Origin of the sequence: Marasmitruncus massiliensis, from assembly GCF_900186535.1 — a bacterium.
GTDB lineage: Bacteria > Bacillota > Clostridia > Oscillospirales > Ruminococcaceae > Anaerotruncus > Anaerotruncus massiliensis_A.
Genome location: NZ_FYDE01000004.1, coordinates 38,295 through 57,806 on the forward strand (window position 1 = coordinate 38,295; position 19,512 = coordinate 57,806).

The following is a 19,512-nucleotide window of genomic DNA, read 5'->3' on the forward strand; positions in this document are numbered from 1 at the left end:
TCGGCCTGTTTACAGGGACGACTCAGGAAATATGGGCAAGGATTAAAGAACGCGCTCTGGATCTGTTTGACTATTCCTGATAACGAGGTGAAAACATGTGGGCTTTCAAGCGTGTACGGGCGAAGTTAAAAAGCCGGTGCGGCATGTCCCAATACCTGGAGTTCATGATTGCTTTGATGATGCTGTTGACTCTGATAGCGACCGGCATAGAGACGTGGGGCGTGCTGTCCCTCAAGAAAGGAATTGAAGATACGGCTACGGAAACCGCTCGATACATAGAACTGCGCGGTGCGGTGGACAGCGCGGTTTACGATGAGTTTAACCGGCTCAGGAGCGTGACCGGAATAGATGGCGAATTGTCCGTGGAAGGGGACTTCTACTCCGGGAAAAAGCTCCAGCTGGAAGCGCCGTTCACCGTGACGGTTTCAGCTGTGGGACACCTTTTCTATCTGGATGTTCCCCTCAAAGCCAAAGCGACCGGACGGAGCGAGGTGTACCACAAATGACACGAACTCTGGACAAGCTCATCTCAAAGCTGCGCGATAAGCGCGGGGATATCCTGATGACGGCTATCATCTGGATGGTCATCCTCTTTCTGTTTTTTATCGCTTTGATGGAATACCACCGGGTGCAGATCATCTCCACCGGAATCCGGGACGCGATGGAGCAGGCGGTCACGAGCGTGGCAATCAACAACGCGTACAACAGCTTCAACGGCGTGCGGGAGGGTAACAGCGGCGCGTATGAATTAACCGGCGAGGATTGGAGGGAGAAGATTTCTACAATAGATGTGCAGAACAAGCTGGTGGGGCTGCTGCATTTGCAGTCCAAAAACGGCGTGTTCATTTCTCCAAACCCCGAGGGTGATTCCTATGAGTTTGCGATCAGCCAGGTGGATGTCATTCCGGATAACGCGGAGTTTGCTTCCAACACAAAGCAGGCGAAGTATCTAGCGTCCTGCCGGGTGGAAATCCCGTTCTCGCTTGGCTTTGATGCTTTCCCGTCGCTGGTGATCCGGATGGAGCACCAGTCCGTGTATGTGGATTTGTTTGATTAAAAGATGCCCCTGACGCAGATGCGCCGGGGGTAAAGGAGGGAGAAAATTGTGGGAATATCTCTTTGGCCGGTAATTATCCTAGTGGTAGGCATTGTTTTAACTCAAATAGCACAATGCCCGGATAGCCTTGTCGATAAGGCTGCTCTGAATGTGTTAGGGATTGTATTGATCTTCGTAGCTATCGTTTGGATGCTAACCCAGTGCTTCGCTGTTCCTGAATATACCCAATCTGCTCGGTATAAGCTGAAAAGCTATTCATTAACCACTATCGACACTCGGCAGGAAAGTGTCCAGCGCTGCACAGCAGTGCTGCAGGACGGCAGTACCATGATCGTGGATCTGAAAGAAGTACGCAAGGAAGGTAGCGATGTCGTTCTGGTTCAGTATTCCAACACAAAACAGAAATGGAATGGATCGTGGAAAAAAGAGTATATTCTTCTTTTGCCGGTTAACGAACCGGCGGAATCAGCCACGCAATAATCCGAAACAACTATGAAAAAAACAAGCACAAACCCGCATGAAAAGCGGATTGATGCTTGTTTTTAGAACCATATTGTGGTACAATAAAGATGTAGAAAATGGTGTTGGTCGTAAGGACGGTTACCCCGCTTCCACCTGAATCAGGCAGGTTCCCTGCCCGGACAGAGGGGAGGTGGTGAGCTGATGGAATACATAATTATCGCGTTGGCGCTGATCTTGTTTACCATCGTCGCAATAAAAAAGTAACCGCCTACCATCTCACCTGTAGCGGTTACTTTTAACTAAAACGGCGGGATAACCGTTTGAACCGGTTAGCACCTTTTCTACTTCAATTATATACCGCAGTATGAAAAAAGTCAACTACATAGGCTTAGAAAGGGCGGTTAGAGCAATGACAGCAAAAGTGAAAAAGAATCTTTTGATTTTCGGAGCGTCATCCGTGGGAGTCCTTATGGTTGCTACCCTTACGGTAGGCGTTATTTATAAAATGAACAAGACGGCGGAGTATGAAGCGCTTCTGACACAGCAGCAGATCCAAATGCAGCAGGAAGCGCAGGCTTCCGAAGCTGCAGAAGCGGCGGCGTCCTCCTCGAAGCTGGAGATCCCGCCCATTAAATCCTTAGAGGAACAAAAACAGGACAGCAAGATCGCGGCAAAGAACGCGGGGCTGTCTGCGTCTTCCTCATCTGCTCCGGAGATTTCGGTGTCCACGGATGAGGGCGGCAACGAGACGATCAAGGAGGAATACAGCAAGCCGGAGCCAACGGAAGAAGAACTCCACAATCCCAGCAGCGCGCCGGAAACGCCTTCCTCTTCTAAGCCGACAGATAATCCTGGCGGCGTAAAGTATGACGACAACGGCAACCAAATCCCGAATGAAAAAGGCCAGGTTTATGTGCCGGGTTTTGGATGGATAGATAACAGTGGTTCAAATAAGACCAAATCTGCTGATTTTGAATTAAGCGGAAATCTAGTTGGATATTAGTATTTAAGCAATTTATTGAGCACAGTCGAATGACTGTGCTCTTTTTGTTTGGAGGTGCAGAAGTGAAAAAGGTATTTTGTATTTTACTTGCAATGATAACTATGATGTCTTTCTGTTCTCCTGTTTTTGCGGAGGGCGACCCGAACATGGATGGAGGTGGCGGCGGGGTTGACGATGGGGATGTAGATGGTGGTAGCTACTGGAATGTAGGAGAAGACGGTATTAGGGTGACAGTTGTAAAAGAAAAAACGAGAGCATCCGTTACTACACCTATAGATTTTTCAAATATAACTTTACCGAGTGATCTTATACATTTTGATGGTAAAAACAAGTTACAAATAAAAAGCTCTCTATCGCCTGAGTTAAATGGTTATTCTGTTATTTGTCCTAATTCCCCAATACCTCAAGTTGTTACATCTAATGGGGGGAGTAATATTGAATCAGTCAAAAACTATTTCCGTGATGAAAACACTGTCAAATACATAGCCGAGACCGTTAGTTTTGATTATGACAAGCTCATCAATGGCGACTATGTGCTCCTGATAGAACCAATTTTATACTTCCGATACAACGGATTAAAATTTGCAGCCACTGCAACCGAAGTCGCTCTGTACGATCAGATCACGAGCGGCGACCTGAAGGCAAAGCTCGGTTACGCAACGCATCAAAACCTGCCGCTTTCGATGTTTCTGGACATTCCGCAGCTGGGGTATCCTGCGTACAGCGGTCCTGCTACCGGAATCAAAGATGATGCTACCATCATAGAGCAGCTGGGGCTTGGTATTGTGAACTTCAAGGAGCCTGTGCCGGATCCGGTCGTCACCACTTACGATTATGAGTACCGAACGGATACAGACGTGATTACAGCCGTTCGTGTTTACGCTGGAGGCGAAATTAATCCCGACGATAATGCCTATGTCGTAATTCTTGGCAAGACCTATTCAAAGAGCTTCGTCATCCCGGCCGGAGAATCCCAACTTATATGGGTAAAGTGGCACACGCCAAAAGAACCGCAGGTGGTGAACATAGACGTTCACGCAACAGACGGTAGTGCGGCAAAATCCACGATAACCTGTAATGTCGTGAAGCTGGGGGAAATCACGCCGCCGAACCCGACAGGCCGTGACCGAAACGACAGCTTCAAAACGGTGAGTGCACCGTCCTACCCCACCAAAACGACTGCCACTTGGGGTGAATGGCACGCCTATTGGGTTCCACATTGGGTATGGGTATCCGATGACGACGATGATGATGGCGGGTATTGGGAAGACCAGGGCTGGTGGGAGTTCGAGTGGTATTCTTACACAGCAAAGCTGGTTCCTACCATGAAAATTACGCCGGATGAAAAGGTGCCAACCGCAATCACGAGATACAGTTCCTTTGAAATGAAATCCGGTTACGGCTACAACATCAAAGTGACCGCTTCGGTGTCTACCAGCAGGGAGTATGACGTGACGCCAATCCAGAATGTCGTTACCCTGTTTCCCGAATTTGGGTATAAAACTTATGACCGGCTGCTGGAAGCGACGCGGACAGGCTATTACAGCGAGTGGGAATTTAAGCAGAACAAATACTCCATGACAAAGCAGCGGGTGCACTTCACGCCGATCTGGTACCCTGATGGAAATTACAAGACCTACATGATCTCCTTTGACTCATGGACGCCAGATGGCCAGCTCGTGGCGCAGGATACCTTTGATTTTGAGATTGAGGGGAACGCCTACGACGATTGGGTAATTGTTCCGCAGAAGATTGAATGATAGAAAGGATGGCAATTGCATGGAAACTCTGATAACGGCAAAGAAAAAACAATCTGAACCATGCACCAGAGTCCTCACAGTGGAGGATGGCAAAAGGGAATTAGAGTTGATATCACAGTCCCCATGCCACGATGTGCTGCTGCGGAAATTATTGCAACAGACCGAAGCTGACGATAAGGGGTGGTATTATGGATTATAAACTAGTCGCAAGCGTCTATATCGCTTTTGCCTGCGGTATGTGTGTTGCCCTTAATCTTTATTATCTGCTGATGGGAAACTCCAACCATCCCGTTTCAAAGCGGAAGAAAACCGACTTTGAAGTTATGGAGAAAAAATGGCCAGAAGAGTTTGCGTTTATAGAGCCTATGCTTAAGGAACGGGATTCACTCCAGCATGAAAATGAGCTTTTGGAGGAGAAAAATCAGGAACTTGAAAGTAAACTATCTCAGGGAAATTCCAAAATAGCGGAGCACAGAAAACTGGTCGTGAAGACCATACGTCAAATGCTGATATTGCAGGGAAGGCTGAGTTCCAAATCTGTTCAGATATCTGAGCTAGAGTTTAATATTCTGGGATCAACCCGTGCACGTTTCACCTTTGCGCAGCTGGAGCAGGGGAATATTGAAATTAATGATCTGTTGTCATGGGAAAGGGACTTATCGCAGACGTTTCTGAATGCCCTTTACCATCACCTTTATGAGTCTTTGCCTTTGGATGAAGCGTTGTGTCAGAGCGAGAAAGTGTAATAGACGTGATTTGAAAGGAGGGGAAAAGATCCGTGTTTACGTATGTGCCAAACTATACTATTCAGAAGCAAGCAGGTCTTAATCTTCTTTTGCGGAAGCTGGCTCCATTGGAACGTCATTATTACAACTCAGATCAATATCTGTACGACGGCACATTTTTCTGGCTGGTTCTGGATTCCTCCATGAATGAGCAGGAAGCACGGGTAAAATTGCAGAAACTGGAGGATGGAGCAAAACGCTATGCTGAATCAGAAAACCCGTGAGGGACTACAAAAAGGAGAGTCAATATGACGAGTATATTAAATATCCAAAAAGCACTTATTCAAAAAGAGACGTTTGCGCTCCTTGTGATAGAAACACAGGACGGAGAGATCGTGCTGCGGCCGATCGGCGGCGTATATGGGTGCAACATTACCGAAGCTGCCAAAGAAATGGATGCACAGTACCCCGGATGTAAAATGCGACTATATGAGCACAATTACGATACATGGAGACGGTACTTTGAGGGAGACATCTCGAAGGAACAGTTGATTCTATAACCTTTGATGGACTATACTATTTTTCAAAGGGGAGTGATGAGCTGCTATGACAACCGAACTGATAACGGTCAGGGTTGCCGACATCATGGAATACCCGACTTATTTAGGCAGCAGATGTATGTTGCTTGCAAGTCTTGGTTTGGATGCCAACTGGGATTCAGAGGAAGATCTACTCAAGGCGCTTATTAAAAGCGCGGAAGACCCGGATTGCTTAAAGATATGTAAACAGAGTAGCCGATGCCGTGTTTTTTGGGAGGCGTATCAACGAGGGGAAACGCCGTTTTTACAAAGAGACCCGATACGTCTGTCAGAGTATGCAGGACATTATTGGGTTTCAGAAGGAAAGCACCGTGTCTGCATGGCGAAACGATCTGGTGTGGAAACGATTGAGGCTTATGTTTACCATCTTCCGTTTGATGACCATACATTGCTTCAGCCGGAGGGAGAAGCCAGGGAATATGTATTTCAGTACTCTTTTTGCGGTGAAGACCGGCAGGGTGAAATTGCCGTACTGTGGGTGGAGCCACCGCCAGGCGAACCTCCATCTATTTTTAGCTTTTTTCCAACCATGCTGGATGTAAAGTGCAATACAGGCGGAGCGAAGATAGAGCTATTCCCTGGCTTATCTTACAAGGTGCGCTGCACAGAGAAGCAGATCGGATTCCTGAAACGACGAAAAATCACAGAGGTGGAAACAGAGGTTTGCATAAACGCTAACCATGCCAATACACGGATATGGCTGCTCAAAGGAGCTGCAAATACTTTGTATCATTTTGATTTGCTTCCGCTATCCGCATGGGATACTGTGTTTCGCTGTGGATGTTGGCGAACCCGGCATCTGAACCGACATGTTGAGCAATTGGAAATTAAATAGTAGTTACATAGTGGAACAAGCGCAGTCAAACGGCTGCGCTTTTATCATTCTCATGCCGGTACATGTCGACATTTTTTTGCTGCAACAAAAAGAGAAAATATAAAATGGAGAAAAATTGATATGTATAATTATATTGTCGTGAGGAAAAACACATGGAACAAGAGATCATTATAATAATTGAAAATTTAGCATCGGAGTTTCTTGATATGTATCATGCGGTACAAAAGAAAGAGATAAAACTTGAGCACGTGGCCAATCAAATGAAATTGCGTATATTTACTGGTAGGCCGTTAGGGACAAGTTTATTGGAGTATTGGGACTTTCGATGCGCAAAAGCTCATGTTTTTGAAGAGTTTAAGAAGAAAGATGGTAAGAGTTTTCAGTTCATCATTGTAGATAGAGAAATAGATACGGTTAATAAACTGCTTTTTTTGACAGGGGCTCTCGTTTTTCTCTATATAGAGGATAGATTTGATGAGCAGGAAAGTGAAGATTTAATAAAATTATTGCATTTGGGTATTAGGACTTTGAGTTTTGAAAGTGAGCAGCATCTTTGGAATTCATTCCCCTGTTTATACGAAATCACATTATGTGTTTTGATGCCCAAACAGTCCGTCATTAATTATTTAAGAGAAAAAAACATGGTCGTCAGAGAAATTATAGGCAGTTCAGATGAACTACTGGTATTTGCAAATGCTTTTTTGGTTAAGAAAATTGACGCTCAAAATAGGCTTCGTCTTCTATATAAAACTAGAATAAGAGCCTTACCGTAAATTGTATCGAAAGAGCACGGTTTTGCCGTGTTCTTTTTTTGTCTTCCCACGCCGGTTCATGCCGGCGTTTTTTTATGCAACAAAAAGGAAAAGGAGGAATCCATATGGACTTATTACAGGCTATCAAGCAGGACATCCGTATCACAGAGTTCGCTCAATCACGCGGCTTCACGCTGCTGCGTGCCGGTTCGGAAGTGACCCTGAAGGAGCACGACAGCGTGCGCATCGACCCGGAGAAAAACCTGTTTGTCCGCAATGCGGACAGGAAAACGGCAGGCTCCATCATCGACTTTGTCATGTGGGTGGACGGGGTAAATATGCCTCAGGCTGTCAGCAAGCTGCGCGGGATGCTTACTTACGGCCCGGACTATCAGCCGCGCCCAAGGGCAGCATACCGGAAACCAAAAAAGGAGCTGCGACTGCCAGAAGCAGCTACGGGCAAGTACAGCAGGGTGTACGCCTATCTCAACAAAACCCGCTGCATCGACAATGAGGTAATTGCCGGGCTTATGAAACGCCGCTTGCTGTATGAGGATGACCGTCACAACTGCGTGTTTGTCGGGCTGGATTATAACGGCGCTCCGGCCTTTGCCACAAAGCGCAGCACATCCACAACCGTTTCGTACCGGGGAGACGCGTCGGGCAGCAGAAAGGAGGTTGGTTTTTTTGTGGACAACAAAGCACCCGCCCTGTTCGTGACGGAGGCGCCGATCGACGCGATGTCCATCATGACGCTGCTGCGGGAGAATAAGCGCGACCCCACCAATTACAGCTACCTTTCCCTGTGCGGCGTGGCGGATAACGCGCTTTTGTACCACATCAAGAAGCCGGAAAATCAGGGTATCCGGACGATCTATCTGGCAACAGATAATGACGCTGCGGGAAACCAAGCGCGGGAGCAGCTGCGCGAGTCTCTGACCAACATTGGATATGCCGGAAAAATCGTAGACAAATGCCCGACCGTCGGGAAGGACTGGAACGAGCAGCTGGTGAGTTTCCGCAATCCTGCCCTGCTGCGGGAACAGAACCAGGCTGTAAAACCGCAGCTTCCGCCAGCCAGTGAACAGCAAACATTTGAAAGAGGGATGGACTTATGAAGTTTATGAATCGTGCACCGTTATTAGATGCCGCCACCAGCGTGATTGCCGGTATCGACAGTGCGGCAGATACCGGGATGACAATTGTCAAACACTTTGTGAATACGGTCGTAGTTTGGTTTTCGGCGGCGATAATTGCTGCATTTATGGTTTTCTTTATTGTCAGCGCAGTCAATAAGCATAAAGCGAACGATGAATACAAGGACGATATCATTAAAATCATTGTAGCAATTGTGGGAATCGGGTTGGTGCTTAGTTTCCCAACATGGGGCTGGAAGCTGATGGATTCATCCAGCAGTGCAGCGACAGCAGCATCATTTTTTATGACAAGGATGTGGTGATGTGATAAATGTAATTGGGGGCATGGCAGCCAAGGGGCTGGCATGGCTGTTTGACCAGTTTGCAGCATGGCTATACGAATGGGTTTATGGCGGGCTATCCAAATTTATTGATACGGTTCTGCAGCTTCTCACAACCACTACAAATCTTTTTTGGGATGTGCCTGTCATTGAGAGACTTTTGGATTTTTCAGCATGGATCAATACAGTTGTCCTGGCAATATCCCTCTTGTTTTTAATTATGGAGATCGTGGAGCAGAGCGATCGGGTTAACTGGGCAATCATATTCAGCAACCTGTGCAAAGGGCTGCTGTTTGTGCTTTTTAACCGGTACATCGGCCTTGCAACCTATACGGTTTCTCAAACTGTTATTGAGGGGTTTGACATTGATTTGCAAACACCAACCTTTACGGGACTTACAGCAATGCTCTCCACGTGTTTAGGCGGAGTGACCGGAGGCTTTTTCCTGACATTCATGGTTGTGGTAGTTTTTGCGGCATTTATTGCTTTCTTTGTCATGTCATTGCTGCGCTGCGGGACCCTGTTTGTGCAAATTTTCAGTTCCTCGTTTTACATTCCTTCGATCATTCAGGGGGACACGGCAAAAATGGGAGATTGGCTGCGTCAGACGATAGCAATTTCCGCCACTTACTTTCTCCAGTACCTTCTGTTTTATATCGGGCTGGACAGCTTAACCGGGGCTTCTCCGGATGCATTCGTTACAACAGCCGTCTGCTGGACTACCATGTTCTTTGTACCCAAAATTCTTGGCCAGTTCGGTTATTCCAGCGGAGCGTCTTCTGTCATTTCTGCTGCTGGAAGTCTTGTACAGTCAGGAATGTCATTCGTAAAGTAAAGGAGCGACGCTATGAAAAATATTTTAAAACGTATGAAAGACATTGGAGAAGCAGTTTTGTATGAAATCGTGGATTACTTTTTGGCATTCGCCTGCATGGGGACAGTGGTTGATAATCGGGTTTGTATTACATTAGCTATTGTGTCGCTGCTAATTTCATTTTACTTTGGATTTAAAATACTTAATTTAATGGGTGCGTTTGTGTAATCAATTGAATAGCCCGGTACTAAACTACCGGAATCATGAGCCGTGTCATATGACGCAGCTTTTTTCATGTAACAAGGAGGTTTTTATGGAAAACAAAAGAGTCTATTATATCCCGCCAAATTTAAACCGCAGCTATTTGTTGGGCGGTTTCAAAATTATGGAGCTTGTCGCTTTCTTGACGATTGCTGTCATAGCCCTATTCATGGTCACTAAAAAAGGGTTTCCAACCCTGACATTAGCCGTCCCGGCACTCTATCTGGTACTGCATTTGCGTGCATTGCCGGACGGCAGGAATGTGCAGCAGGCACTGGCTATGCGCTGGCGTTATTTCCAGAAAGATCAAAGATACAGCTTACAGGAGTGTGAAAGAAGAAAATGAAAATAACAGACCTGTTGAATTTTCAGATTATGGAGGATCACATCAAGTGCAAAAACGACTCTTTCTACTTTTTCAGGATTATCCCGCCGAACCTTTCCATTATGGATCCGGGAGAAAAACAGATGAGGATAGAGGGGTTTATGGGGCTGCTCAACAGCATTGACATTAACCTGCACATTTTTGCGATGGATAAGTCGGAAGACCTCAGCAAAAACAAAGCGTTTTGGAGAAAGACCCCGGAACGGTATGCCTTCATCGCGGATGAAATACTGGATAATATCAGCGAGATTGAATCCACCAGTAATGGCATTCAGCGTGCATATTACTTTATCATCCGTCCGATGGAGACGGAACAAAGCGCGCTGTTTGAAACCCTTTTGGAGGAAACGGGTTTTCGTGCGTATCGCGCGAAGCGGGAAGAACTCATCACCATTATGAATAACTTCCAGCTGCGCAGTTTCATCGAGTTTGATATCTATACGTTTGAACAGGAGGTACAAATGCTGTATGAGAGCCAAAAGGGTGCAAAGTAAGGAAAGTATTTTTACAAGCGAGCTGACCCAGCGGCTGCTGCCGGAAATGATGGTGTTTAAACCAAAGCAGATCGAGCAGAGCAATTTCCTGCGCCGGGTACTTATCGTCAAGAACTTCCCGGCGACCATCGAGACACAATTCATCCTCACCGCTGTTACACAAATCAAGAACACGACGTTCACGATGCGTATGACACCTATGAATTCCATGAAAACCACTAAGCTGGTGGACAGGCAGATCAATAATGCGATAGCGCAGTCCCACGAGAACAAAGGAACACGCCAGATTGCCGCCGGTATTGATGTGGAGAGCATCCGACAGTCGTATAAAAAGTTTCTGGAGGAAAAGGGTAAGTTCTACTACGTCAATATCTACATAGAGGTCTACGCTGAGAGCGAAAAGGAACTGCAGGAGCGGGTGAATAAAGTCCTCGCCACACTGGGCGGAAGCCATATTTCGGCGCAAGTGCTAATCTATGAGCAAAAGGAGGGTTACATGGGCGTCAGCCCGATCGGGAAAGACCTGCTTACCATGACGGCGAACAATATTCCGTCCAACGCGCTGGCGACCATGTATCCGTTTTCCTATTCCAGCCGGAACGACCCCTATGGAATGCCGCTGGGTACTACAAAGGATGGCGGGTACATGTTTCTGGATCCGTGGATTCGAGACCACAACATGACCAGCGGCAATATAATTATCATCGGTGAGACGGGTTACGGGAAGTCCTTTCTCATTAAAAAAATCCTCGCGATGATGATGGCCTGCGGAGTTTCATGCTTTATGCTGGATCCGGAGTCTGAATATAATGATTTGTTCCGGAAAATGGGAGGGACGGTCGTTAACTGTGCTTCCGGCAAATTCAGAATCAATCCGTTTGAAATCCGCCGGTTAAAAACGGAGGATGACACAGACGATGAGCTGGATAATGAAATCGACGCGCTCAAAGAGGATCAGTCGTTCTTTCAGCATTTAAGCTGGCTGAAGGATTTCTACAGGGTACTGTTCCCATATCTCAATGGCATGCAGCTTGCCGCGTTAAGCATGCTCACAAAAGACATGTATGTCTGGCATGGCATTGACCACAACACAGACCTGTCGCAGCTCAAAAGCAAGGATTACCCAACCTTTACCGACCTGTACCAGTACATCAGCAATGTGCTGGATGACCGTCAGAAATATGGTGTCTTCAAGGAAATCACAGACAGCATGCTGCAGGAACTTCTGCTGATCATCCGGGATGCCTACGACGGTTCGCTAAGCCCGCTCTTTAATGGCCACACCAATATCAGCAATGACAAGCTCATTAACTTCAATATTCAGGAATTGCTGGCAGGCTCGGAGGAACGCACACAGGCGTTCCTTTTTAATGTCATGACGTTCCTTTGGCATAAAATTATGAAAAAGGAAAACCGGGTGCTGTTCGGTGTGGATGAACTGTATCTGCTCATGAATCGTGATAACCTCACGATTGCCAAATACCTGCGCAACTTTATCAAGCGTGCCAGAAAGTATGAATCCATCATAGTAACCGCGACCCATCAGCTGGTGGATCTGGACGATGAGAAAATCCGGTTCATTTCTTCCGCAATCATCAACTCGGCAGCGATCAAGTTTTTGTTCAATCCCGGCAACCTGGCCTTTGAGCGAACCAAAAGCATGCTCCAGCTATCACAAGGGGAAGCGGATTGCATCTTTACCGCAGGACGTGGCCAGTGCCTCCTGAAGATCGGCCGGTCAGACAAATATAATGTCAATATAGGGAAACTTTCGTATGAGGAAAAGCTGTTCGGCAGTGCTGGCGGCAGGTAACCGTTATGAATAGCAACAAGAAAGGAGCCATCATGGGCATTGCCGTCCTGATGGCTCTTTTGCTGGTCATTCTTCCAATCATTCTGGTTGGCGGCCTGTTTACCATTATCGTGGCGTATCTGAATCCCGCTTCTGTTGGCATGGAGCAGGACGATTTGCACTACCAGGCATTGCAGGAAGTCTCAGCAGAGTATGAACCGGAAAACGACATTGACGTCTATCTCATCAAGGTCATCGATTTGTTCAGCCACGACAAAATCACCGAAGACAAAGGGCAGATCAAGGACTTTATCGAGACGTACTTTTTGTTGGAAAAGGAACGTGAAGTGGAAGTCACTGAAACGGTAGACGGAGAGGAAGTGACCCGGACAGAGACGGAAACCTATTACGTCTATAAGACCTTTTACGAGATTGTCTCCACTGTGCGTGAAGCTCCGTTCAATTTTCAGGACGGCGCGATCGCTTCCATCGTGAACCTGTCGATGGCTGGTTTTACAACCGGAGGTTCCGATGACAGCTCCGGGGGTTCCCCCGGGCAGAGTGGCGGCACACTGTTTGGCAAGTATCCCGCTCCGGTTCAGAATGGTGTCATCACCTGCGGGTACGGGGGACGTATCAACCCTGTAACCGGCAAAGCAGAATTCCATAACGCGCTGGACATTCAGGGCGCTTGGCACTCCCCGATCACAACCATAGCAGATGGCGTAGTGGTTTCCACCAGTACGGCAATCGGCCCCTATGGGAACTATGTGGTCATTAAGCATGAGCTGCCGGAAGAAACCTTCTATTCCAAATACGCGCATCTTTCTCAAATCCTTGTCTCACCTGGGCAAAGCGTGAAGCAGGGAGACACCATTGGAATTGAGGGCGGGAACCCCACCGACCCGAACCCCGGATACTCCACCGGGCATCATGTGCACCTTGAAATCTGGACTTCCGAGGGGCATGTGAACCCTGCGGATTACATTTATTGATGGGTGGCGCGTTAAAAAGCTTACAAAGCTACTTTAAGTCAAAACAGGTGGCATATTAAAAGCCTGTAAAACCGCATGGAAAGGACGTTTATAAGAATTTCCTTTTTTTGTGGCAAAAAGAAAAAGTGTGGTGGTGGCAAAACCGGTGGCACTTAGATTCCCTTGCAATGGGCTTTGCCCATTGCTGTGGTGGCACTCGTGCCACCCGCCTTTATCCTGCAACCCACTTTCAAGTGGGTTGATTACTTCCAAATTTGTAAAAAACTGTAAAGTAAAGGAGGCTATGTTATGCCAGTCAAAAGGACGGTTCGGTTAAGCCCAAAGGTTGCCGAAAGCGTGGAGCGGATTGCCAGAGAAAAGCATCGCACAGGCAATGAAATCATTGAAAGCGCAATCAAATTTTACAGCGACTACCTGTACATGCAGGAGCACGCGACCGTCATCCCGCAGGAGATTGTCAAGGTGCTGCAGTCCACCGTGGCCATGGCGGAGCAGCGCATCAACAACAAAACCAACCAGGTGCTCAGCGCACTGGCAATTGAAACCGGGACACTGGAGCAGATCATTGCGGCCAGTCTGGATGTGGATCGCGGTAAGCTGAAAAAGTACCGGGAAAACACGGTCGATTTCCTCAAAGCCAATAATCGCGTTATCCGGATGGATGAGGTTGTGGAGTAATGCCCGCGAAAATCATTGTAAAAAGCGGCTACATCAAGAATGCGCAGCACATGGTAAACGCGCTGGATTACGCGGGCAACAAAATCGAGGCGCAGCTGGCGGTTTTGGAAGATGGCTCTACTGTGGAAGCAAGTGCAGACGACCTGATAGCCGGAGAGGAAGACCTCGCACTGGTTCGCGTCACTCTGAAAAGCGGCCGGACAATCAACCTCACATCGGAGCAATACCGGCAAAAAGTGAGAGAGCGACAGAAACCTCATCAGGAACAGGTTCTCCACTGGGAGGGCGGGGAAAAGACATTTAACAGCGAGGACTACATCAAGTACATCGCCTATCGTCCCTCCGTGGAGAAAGCGCCCGACCGAAAGCATGGACTGTTTACGTTGAACGGCGACGCGGATATGGAATTGGAAAAGGAGCGGCTGAAGGAACACCAGGACAGCGTGATGTGGTCTCACATCATCTCACTTGAACGTCCGGACGCGGAACGCACCGGCTACGACCACCGTGAGGCGTGGCAAAACCTTGTAACGGCAAAATCTATGGAGATTGCGAAGCTCTACAACATCGACCCGAAAAACCTTGTCGTGAACGCGGCATACCACAACAAAGACCACCATCCCCACCTGCACCTGTATTTTTACAGCACCGATCCGCGCGAGGGAATCGTGCGGGATATGCAGTACGCCAGCGCCCGTCTGAAAAGTCTCTTCTTCAATGAAATCTTTATGGGCGACGTCAGTTATCTCAAAGAGGTGCGGACAGATCAGCGCGGGCAGATGGAGGCAAGGCTGGAGGAACTACTGCGAGGAATCCAGAAGCAGAGCTACCGCCCGCCCAAAGAGGTCTGCGACAAGCTGCTGGCGCTGTCTGCCGACCTGCTGGAATACAAAGGCAAAAACGTGTACGCGTATCATAAGCAGCAGATCAAAGCCCAGGTGGACGAGATCGTAGAACTCATGATTACCAAAGACCGGCACCTGTCCCGCCTTTTTGACGCCTATCTCGCCACTCAGCTGGAATTCGTGAAGCAGTACCAGGAGGACCCGGAGAAGATTGCGGCGCGTATGGAGGAATTCCGCGAGCACTTTTTTCACCCGCACCCGGCGCAGCGTGGAAAACCGGGTACTGGCGACCGTACCGTGCTGCATAATGAAGTGCTGCGCTATGCAACGGTATTGTCCGCACAGCACTTATCGGTGCCGAAAATGGATACCGCTGCGGAAGAATTGCAAAGTATAACCACCGCGCCGGAGTTGTTCCAAACAGCAAAAAGAAAAACGGATTCGCAGCAAGATTTTAGCCCTCTTGAAAATCCACAGGAAGAATCCTACAATAACGGTAACAGAAAATTGCATCAAGCAAGCATCGCTGCAACTTCAAAACAGGCAAAAAAGAAAAGGCGGGTGATGCGGGACAAGGTGCAGTATACCGCGAAGCTGCTCCTGCGCTCCTGCGCGTATAGCTTAGCAAAGCTGGCGCGGGAAAATGAGCAATATAATGGCCGGGAGGAAAAGCAGGACAGTAACCTTACAGGCCGCAGACCCATGCAGACCTGGCGTAATTATAAGGAACCGGAATATGATTATGATTAAAGGAAGGATGACAAGCATGTATTTTGAAACAGTACCCATGAGTAAAACAGTAGACACCTCCGCGATCGGCGCGGCCCATCTCGCACAGGAAGCGAACAGCGCCCGGTTCTATCTGCCCGGGAAAGCGGTCTGCGTAACAGACAGCGGCAGGATGCTTTGGTATGAGCTGCCGGAGGAAGAAATGGATGGATTCCATTTTGACGAAATGGTGCTCAATGAGCATCTGAACGCAAATTTCACCAGCGAGGAATTAAAGGCTCTGAACCTTATCCGGGAACTGGACAGGCAGGCGCAGGACTGCCTGCTGCATGTTATCACCACCCGTGACGCGGGCGGCGGCGACCAGTATGCTATTTTCTACTCTGAACCGAGCGAAGCCTTTTTCAAGGTGCACCTGGATGACTTGGAGCGTGTGAATCTTGTCACGGCAAACCTCATGGCACAGGTAAGGGAGCCAAGCTGGCTGTCCGAGCTGTATGTCATCCGGCTGGATGAACGCGGCGTCTTTGAACTGTAAAAAAAAGAATACAAATCATTTGGCAGGCAGTGAAATTTTCGCTGCCTGTTTTTTGTTGGAATGGAGGTTGTAAAAATGGCAAGAGAACTGTTATATATCGCGTCCCCTTTGCGCGGCGACGTGGAACAGAACATCCAGAACGCAATGCGGTATTGTGAGAAAGCCATCCGGGAAGGGTATATCCCGCTTGCCCCACATGTGATGTACCAGGGGCTGTTCAATGACGGAATTGCGGAAGAACGGGCGGCGGCGCTGGACATCGGTTTGCGAATGCTGGAAAAGTGCAGCCGGATGTGGGCCTGCGGCGACCGGATCAGCGAAGGCATGCGCGGGGAAATGAACCTGGCGAAAGAGAAAGGGATTCCGGTGGAAGAGAAGCCGGAATCTTTTTTTACGGAACGCCCCGCATCTCAGGACAATACCTTCCGGGAGTTGCAGCAGCATACGCAGCAAACTGTGGAGGAATTGACCAAGACCGAAAAAGGAATCGTGCAGCTGGTTCATCTTGCAGGCAGGTACGGCGGCTGCGGGGTTATCAACGCGACCGCAATCCGGACGCAGGCTCCGGGCGCGCAGAAGGTAGCCACCATTTCAGAGTGGCGCAAGATGGGTTACCGGGTAAAGGACTTTCGCAACAGCATCAAGGTGTGGATGCCGGTGGAAAAGACAGGATTTCTTCGAAACGGCAGACTGGTGGACGCAAACACAGCTGCACCGGCTGAACGTGCCGCTATCCGGGCGGGGACGCTTGCCGTTCAAAGCCGCACGGTCTATCGTGCCGGATTTGTCTACGACATTGCGCAGACGAGCTGCCCTCCGCGCGAATACGACCAGGTAATTGGTGAAACAATGTACAGCTTTCTGACACCCGAACAAGTCTACAACGGATTGAGGGAAAGCGTTTCAAAAACCGGCTTCTCCGTGAAAGAAAGTGATGAAACCACGCTGGCCCTGCTCGGCGGCTGGCGCAATGAAGGCTCCCATATTGCAATCAGCAGCCGGATGCATCCGGAGGAAAAGCTGGCCGCGCTCTGTGCCGCCTTCGGACACGGGCTGGTGGAGCAAAGCTCCAGACAGCCGCAGGATGTCCGGCTGTTTGAGGCGGGCTGCCTTTCCTTTTTGCTGCAAAGCAGGTTTGGTGTTCCGGAAAACCTGCGGGAATCTCCGGAGCAGCTTTCCTGCAGCGCGCTGCTTGGAAATATGGGGCTTCTGGAGGGCTGCATGACCCGTGTGCAGCGCATGGAGCAATTCACTTCGGAGCACCTTACCGCCGAGCTGCGCGGACAGGGATTGGAGCTGTCTCCGGAACAAGCGGCAAAAAAAGAACAGCTGACCGAGCAGCAGAGAGAGGCCAACCGAAATTTTATGCAGGACATAGTTTAGGCGGTGATACCATTCAGCAAAGCCCATGGAAAAACAAAAAGGACGGTGCTTAACAATATGGAAAAACGGGAAAGGATTTTGGCAGGCGTAATTGCAGCGTTGGCAGGGTATCTGCTGTTCAGCGCGATATTCGGGATTGGTGCATTAATGGACAGCCCGACCTTCTCCACCTGTTTGCGCGAGATACCCAAAGCGTGGTATTACAAACTACCTTTTGCCCTTGCGATCGGAGTTGCGGTTGCAAGTCTGCCTATTTTTAGTATCAACATGGACATTTCGGCCAAGAAAGTCGGGAATGGCCAGCATGGTACGGCACGTTGGGCGGAAAGAGAAGAAATTCGGGAGCAGTACCAGCTGGTACCGGAGAAGCGTGAAGAGGTTCCGGGTTTTGTGCTGGGCAGGGAAAAGCATCGCTGGATCACGGATGCCAGCGACGCCAGCGCTCTGCTGGTCGCCCCGCCGGGCGGTGGTAAAACCAAACGGCTGTACATCCCATCCATTTTTTACAACGCGCTGGTGAATTTACATACCAAAGGCAAAGGCGCGAGCATGATTCTTACAGACTGCAAGGGTGAACTGCGGCTCAAGTGCGGTTCATTTCTGCAAGCCTGCGGCTACCGTGTGCTGTCCCTCAATTTTTCGGAACCATTGAAAAGTGCTTGCTTTAATCTCATGCACAACATCAACCGGCATATCGACCGCTACAAGGCCGCAGAAACAGACGAGGAACGGCTGCTTCATTACGGGCGTGCGGAGCGGTACGCAAAAATCCTCTCGTCGTCCATTGTGGACAACATGGGAGAAACGCAGAAAAGCGATTCAGGCAGCTACTTCACTGAAACCTCCAAGGGCCTGCTCACCGGCATGATTCTGTTAGTGAGCGAATACGGAGAACCGGAGGAGCGGCACATCATTTCCGTGTTTCGGCTCATTATTGAACTGAACGGCCTGACGGAGGACAGCAATACCGCCCTTCAAAAGAGCCGCCTGCAGGAGCTGCTCCAATATGTTGACAACGAGCGCATCAAGAACTATGTCGGCCCCGCGACGAGCGCGGATGTGAGAACCTCCATGAACGTGTTTTCTTCCGCGCTCGGCAAGCTCGTGCAGTTCATCGACGCAGAGCTGGAGCCAATGGTCTGCAGTCATTCTCCGGAACTCAATGATATCGACTTTATCCGTGAGCCGACCGCGATCTTCCTCGTCTGCCCGGACAGCAACACGACGCGGCATTTCTTTGCCGCGCTGTTTATCCGGTATCTCATGAACGATCTGATCGAGCAGGCGGATGCCAGTCCAACGCTGACGCTTGACCGTAAGGTGCTGGCTTTCTGGGATGAATTCGGGAACATGCCGCCGATCAAGGACGTTGATGTGCTGCTCAGCGCGGCGCGTTCACGCGGTATCCGGTTTTTGCTGGCGCTCCAATCCTATGCACAGATGGAGAAAAGCTACAGCCGCCAGATGACGGACATCATCAAGGACTGTTGCCAGATCACGGTTTCCACCTATGTTTCCCCGAACTCTGGCAAAACGGCGGAAACGCTCAGCAAGGCGCTAGGCAGCAAGACTATTCAGAGCGGCAGCGTGAGTAAGGGCAGGGGCAACCAGCAGACCCTGCAAATGATGGGACGGCGGTTACTCACCGAGGATGAGATAATGCACCTCGCTCCAGGCAATTTTATTGTTTTGAAAGCGGGCGGGCTGTCCGCGCAGACAAAGCTTCCGCTGTATTGGGACTATCTGCCGGAATATGAGGACTATTATCCCGCGCCGGGGGGCGCAAAGCTGACCGGGATCGCGTATCTGTCTGCAGATAAGATCCGTGAGCTGGCAAAACGGAACACCTACACAGTGACGAAAGGACAATTTGATTAAATTTAGCCTGCAAATAAAAAGTCAATAGGTTAAGAGAAAAAACAAGTTAA

Annotated in this window: 23 protein-coding genes; all 23 read left to right on the forward strand. The window is 49.0% G+C overall.

Translation table 11 applies throughout. From position 1 onward, the window contains the following. Positions 1–95: 95 nt before the first annotated feature. The 23 genes from C1A10_RS04115 (at position 96) to C1A10_RS04230 (ending at position 19,462) form a co-directional block, all read left to right on the forward strand. On the forward strand, positions 96–506 hold the full coding sequence (locus C1A10_RS04115; protein ID WP_101909048.1) for a DUF4320 family protein: 411 nt from the start codon (positions 96–98) through the stop codon (positions 504–506). After that, positions 503–1,057, forward strand: a complete 555-nt coding sequence (locus tag C1A10_RS04120; RefSeq protein ID WP_101909049.1) for a hypothetical protein — start codon at positions 503–505, stop codon at positions 1,055–1,057. The genes C1A10_RS04115 and C1A10_RS04120 overlap by 4 nt, the downstream gene beginning before the upstream one ends. Positions 1,058–1,105: 48 nt before the next feature. Then, positions 1,106–1,537, forward strand: a complete 432-nt coding sequence (locus tag C1A10_RS04125) for a hypothetical protein (RefSeq protein WP_101909050.1) — start codon at positions 1,106–1,108, stop codon at positions 1,535–1,537. Between the two features lie 391 nt (positions 1,538–1,928). After that, the gene (locus C1A10_RS04130; protein WP_101909051.1) at positions 1,929–2,522 is read left to right on the forward strand and encodes a DUF6550 family protein; all 594 of its coding nucleotides are present in this window, start codon (positions 1,929–1,931) and stop codon (positions 2,520–2,522) included. Positions 2,523–2,626: 104 nt separating this feature from the next. Then, positions 2,627–4,282, forward strand: a complete 1,656-nt coding sequence (locus C1A10_RS04135; RefSeq protein WP_479724263.1) for a DUF8193 domain-containing protein — start codon at positions 2,627–2,629, stop codon at positions 4,280–4,282. A 188-nt stretch (positions 4,283–4,470) separates the two neighbouring features. Continuing rightward, complete coding sequence (locus C1A10_RS04145) at positions 4,471–5,028, forward strand: hypothetical protein (protein WP_101909054.1); 558 nt, start codon at positions 4,471–4,473, stop codon at positions 5,026–5,028. A gap of 32 nt (positions 5,029–5,060) precedes the next feature. Then, entirely contained in the window at positions 5,061–5,291 is a 231-nt protein-coding gene (locus tag C1A10_RS04150; RefSeq protein WP_101909055.1) for a hypothetical protein, read from the forward strand. Positions 5,292–5,315: 24 nt separating this feature from the next. Further along, complete coding sequence (locus tag C1A10_RS04155) at positions 5,316–5,567, forward strand: hypothetical protein (protein ID WP_101909056.1); 252 nt, start codon at positions 5,316–5,318, stop codon at positions 5,565–5,567. 46 nt (positions 5,568–5,613) lie between these two features. Next, positions 5,614–6,441 carry a hypothetical protein gene (locus C1A10_RS04160; protein ID WP_101909057.1) on the forward strand — a complete coding sequence of 276 codons (828 nt, stop codon included), beginning with the start codon at positions 5,614–5,616 and terminating at the stop codon, positions 6,439–6,441. Positions 6,442–6,593: 152 nt separating this feature from the next. Then, on the forward strand, positions 6,594–7,214 hold the full coding sequence (locus tag C1A10_RS04165) for a hypothetical protein (RefSeq protein ID WP_101909058.1): 621 nt from the start codon (positions 6,594–6,596) through the stop codon (positions 7,212–7,214). A gap of 104 nt (positions 7,215–7,318) precedes the next feature. Beyond that, positions 7,319–8,311 (forward strand): DUF3991 and TOPRIM domain-containing protein, encoded by a 993-nt coding sequence (locus tag C1A10_RS04170; protein WP_180950980.1) that lies wholly within the window; start codon positions 7,319–7,321, stop codon positions 8,309–8,311. Further along, complete coding sequence (locus C1A10_RS04175; protein WP_101909060.1) at positions 8,308–8,652, forward strand: hypothetical protein; 345 nt, start codon at positions 8,308–8,310, stop codon at positions 8,650–8,652. The genes C1A10_RS04170 and C1A10_RS04175 overlap by 4 nt, the downstream gene beginning before the upstream one ends. A gap of 1 nt (position 8,653) precedes the next feature. Continuing rightward, positions 8,654–9,505 carry a conjugal transfer protein TrbL family protein gene (locus tag C1A10_RS04180; protein WP_101909061.1) on the forward strand — a complete coding sequence of 284 codons (852 nt, stop codon included), beginning with the start codon at positions 8,654–8,656 and terminating at the stop codon, positions 9,503–9,505. Between the two features lie 12 nt (positions 9,506–9,517). Continuing rightward, entirely contained in the window at positions 9,518–9,712 is a 195-nt protein-coding gene (locus C1A10_RS04185; RefSeq protein WP_101909062.1) for a hypothetical protein, read from the forward strand. Between the two features lie 85 nt (positions 9,713–9,797). Then, on the forward strand, positions 9,798–10,091 hold the full coding sequence (locus C1A10_RS04190) for a hypothetical protein (protein WP_101909063.1): 294 nt from the start codon (positions 9,798–9,800) through the stop codon (positions 10,089–10,091). After that, complete coding sequence (locus C1A10_RS04195; RefSeq protein WP_101909064.1) at positions 10,088–10,624, forward strand: hypothetical protein; 537 nt, start codon at positions 10,088–10,090, stop codon at positions 10,622–10,624. The genes C1A10_RS04190 and C1A10_RS04195 overlap by 4 nt, the downstream gene beginning before the upstream one ends. Then, positions 10,599–12,437 carry a VirB4 family type IV secretion system protein gene (locus C1A10_RS04200; RefSeq protein ID WP_101909065.1) on the forward strand — a complete coding sequence of 613 codons (1,839 nt, stop codon included), beginning with the start codon at positions 10,599–10,601 and terminating at the stop codon, positions 12,435–12,437. The genes C1A10_RS04195 and C1A10_RS04200 overlap by 26 nt, the downstream gene beginning before the upstream one ends. Before the next feature lie 5 nt (positions 12,438–12,442). Continuing rightward, the gene (locus C1A10_RS04205; RefSeq protein ID WP_101909066.1) at positions 12,443–13,411 is read left to right on the forward strand and encodes a M23 family metallopeptidase; all 969 of its coding nucleotides are present in this window, start codon (positions 12,443–12,445) and stop codon (positions 13,409–13,411) included. Between the two features lie 288 nt (positions 13,412–13,699). After that, a complete protein-coding gene (locus C1A10_RS04210) occupies positions 13,700–14,089 on the forward strand; it encodes a hypothetical protein (protein WP_101909067.1) in 390 nt (129 codons plus the stop codon). Further along, complete coding sequence (mobP3, locus tag C1A10_RS04215; protein ID WP_101909068.1) at positions 14,089–15,684, forward strand: MobP3 family relaxase; 1,596 nt, start codon at positions 14,089–14,091, stop codon at positions 15,682–15,684. The genes C1A10_RS04210 and mobP3 overlap by 1 nt, the downstream gene beginning before the upstream one ends. A 16-nt stretch (positions 15,685–15,700) precedes the next feature. Next, positions 15,701–16,201, forward strand: coding sequence for a hypothetical protein (locus C1A10_RS04220; RefSeq protein WP_145997695.1), 501 nt, complete (start codon positions 15,701–15,703; stop codon positions 16,199–16,201). 75 nt (positions 16,202–16,276) lie between these two features. Beyond that, positions 16,277–17,584 carry a DUF7768 domain-containing protein gene (locus tag C1A10_RS04225; RefSeq protein WP_101909070.1) on the forward strand — a complete coding sequence of 436 codons (1,308 nt, stop codon included), beginning with the start codon at positions 16,277–16,279 and terminating at the stop codon, positions 17,582–17,584. 57 nt (positions 17,585–17,641) lie between these two features. Continuing rightward, entirely contained in the window at positions 17,642–19,462 is a 1,821-nt protein-coding gene (locus tag C1A10_RS04230) for a type IV secretory system conjugative DNA transfer family protein (protein ID WP_101909071.1), read from the forward strand. The last annotated feature ends 50 nt before the right edge of the window (positions 19,463–19,512 follow it).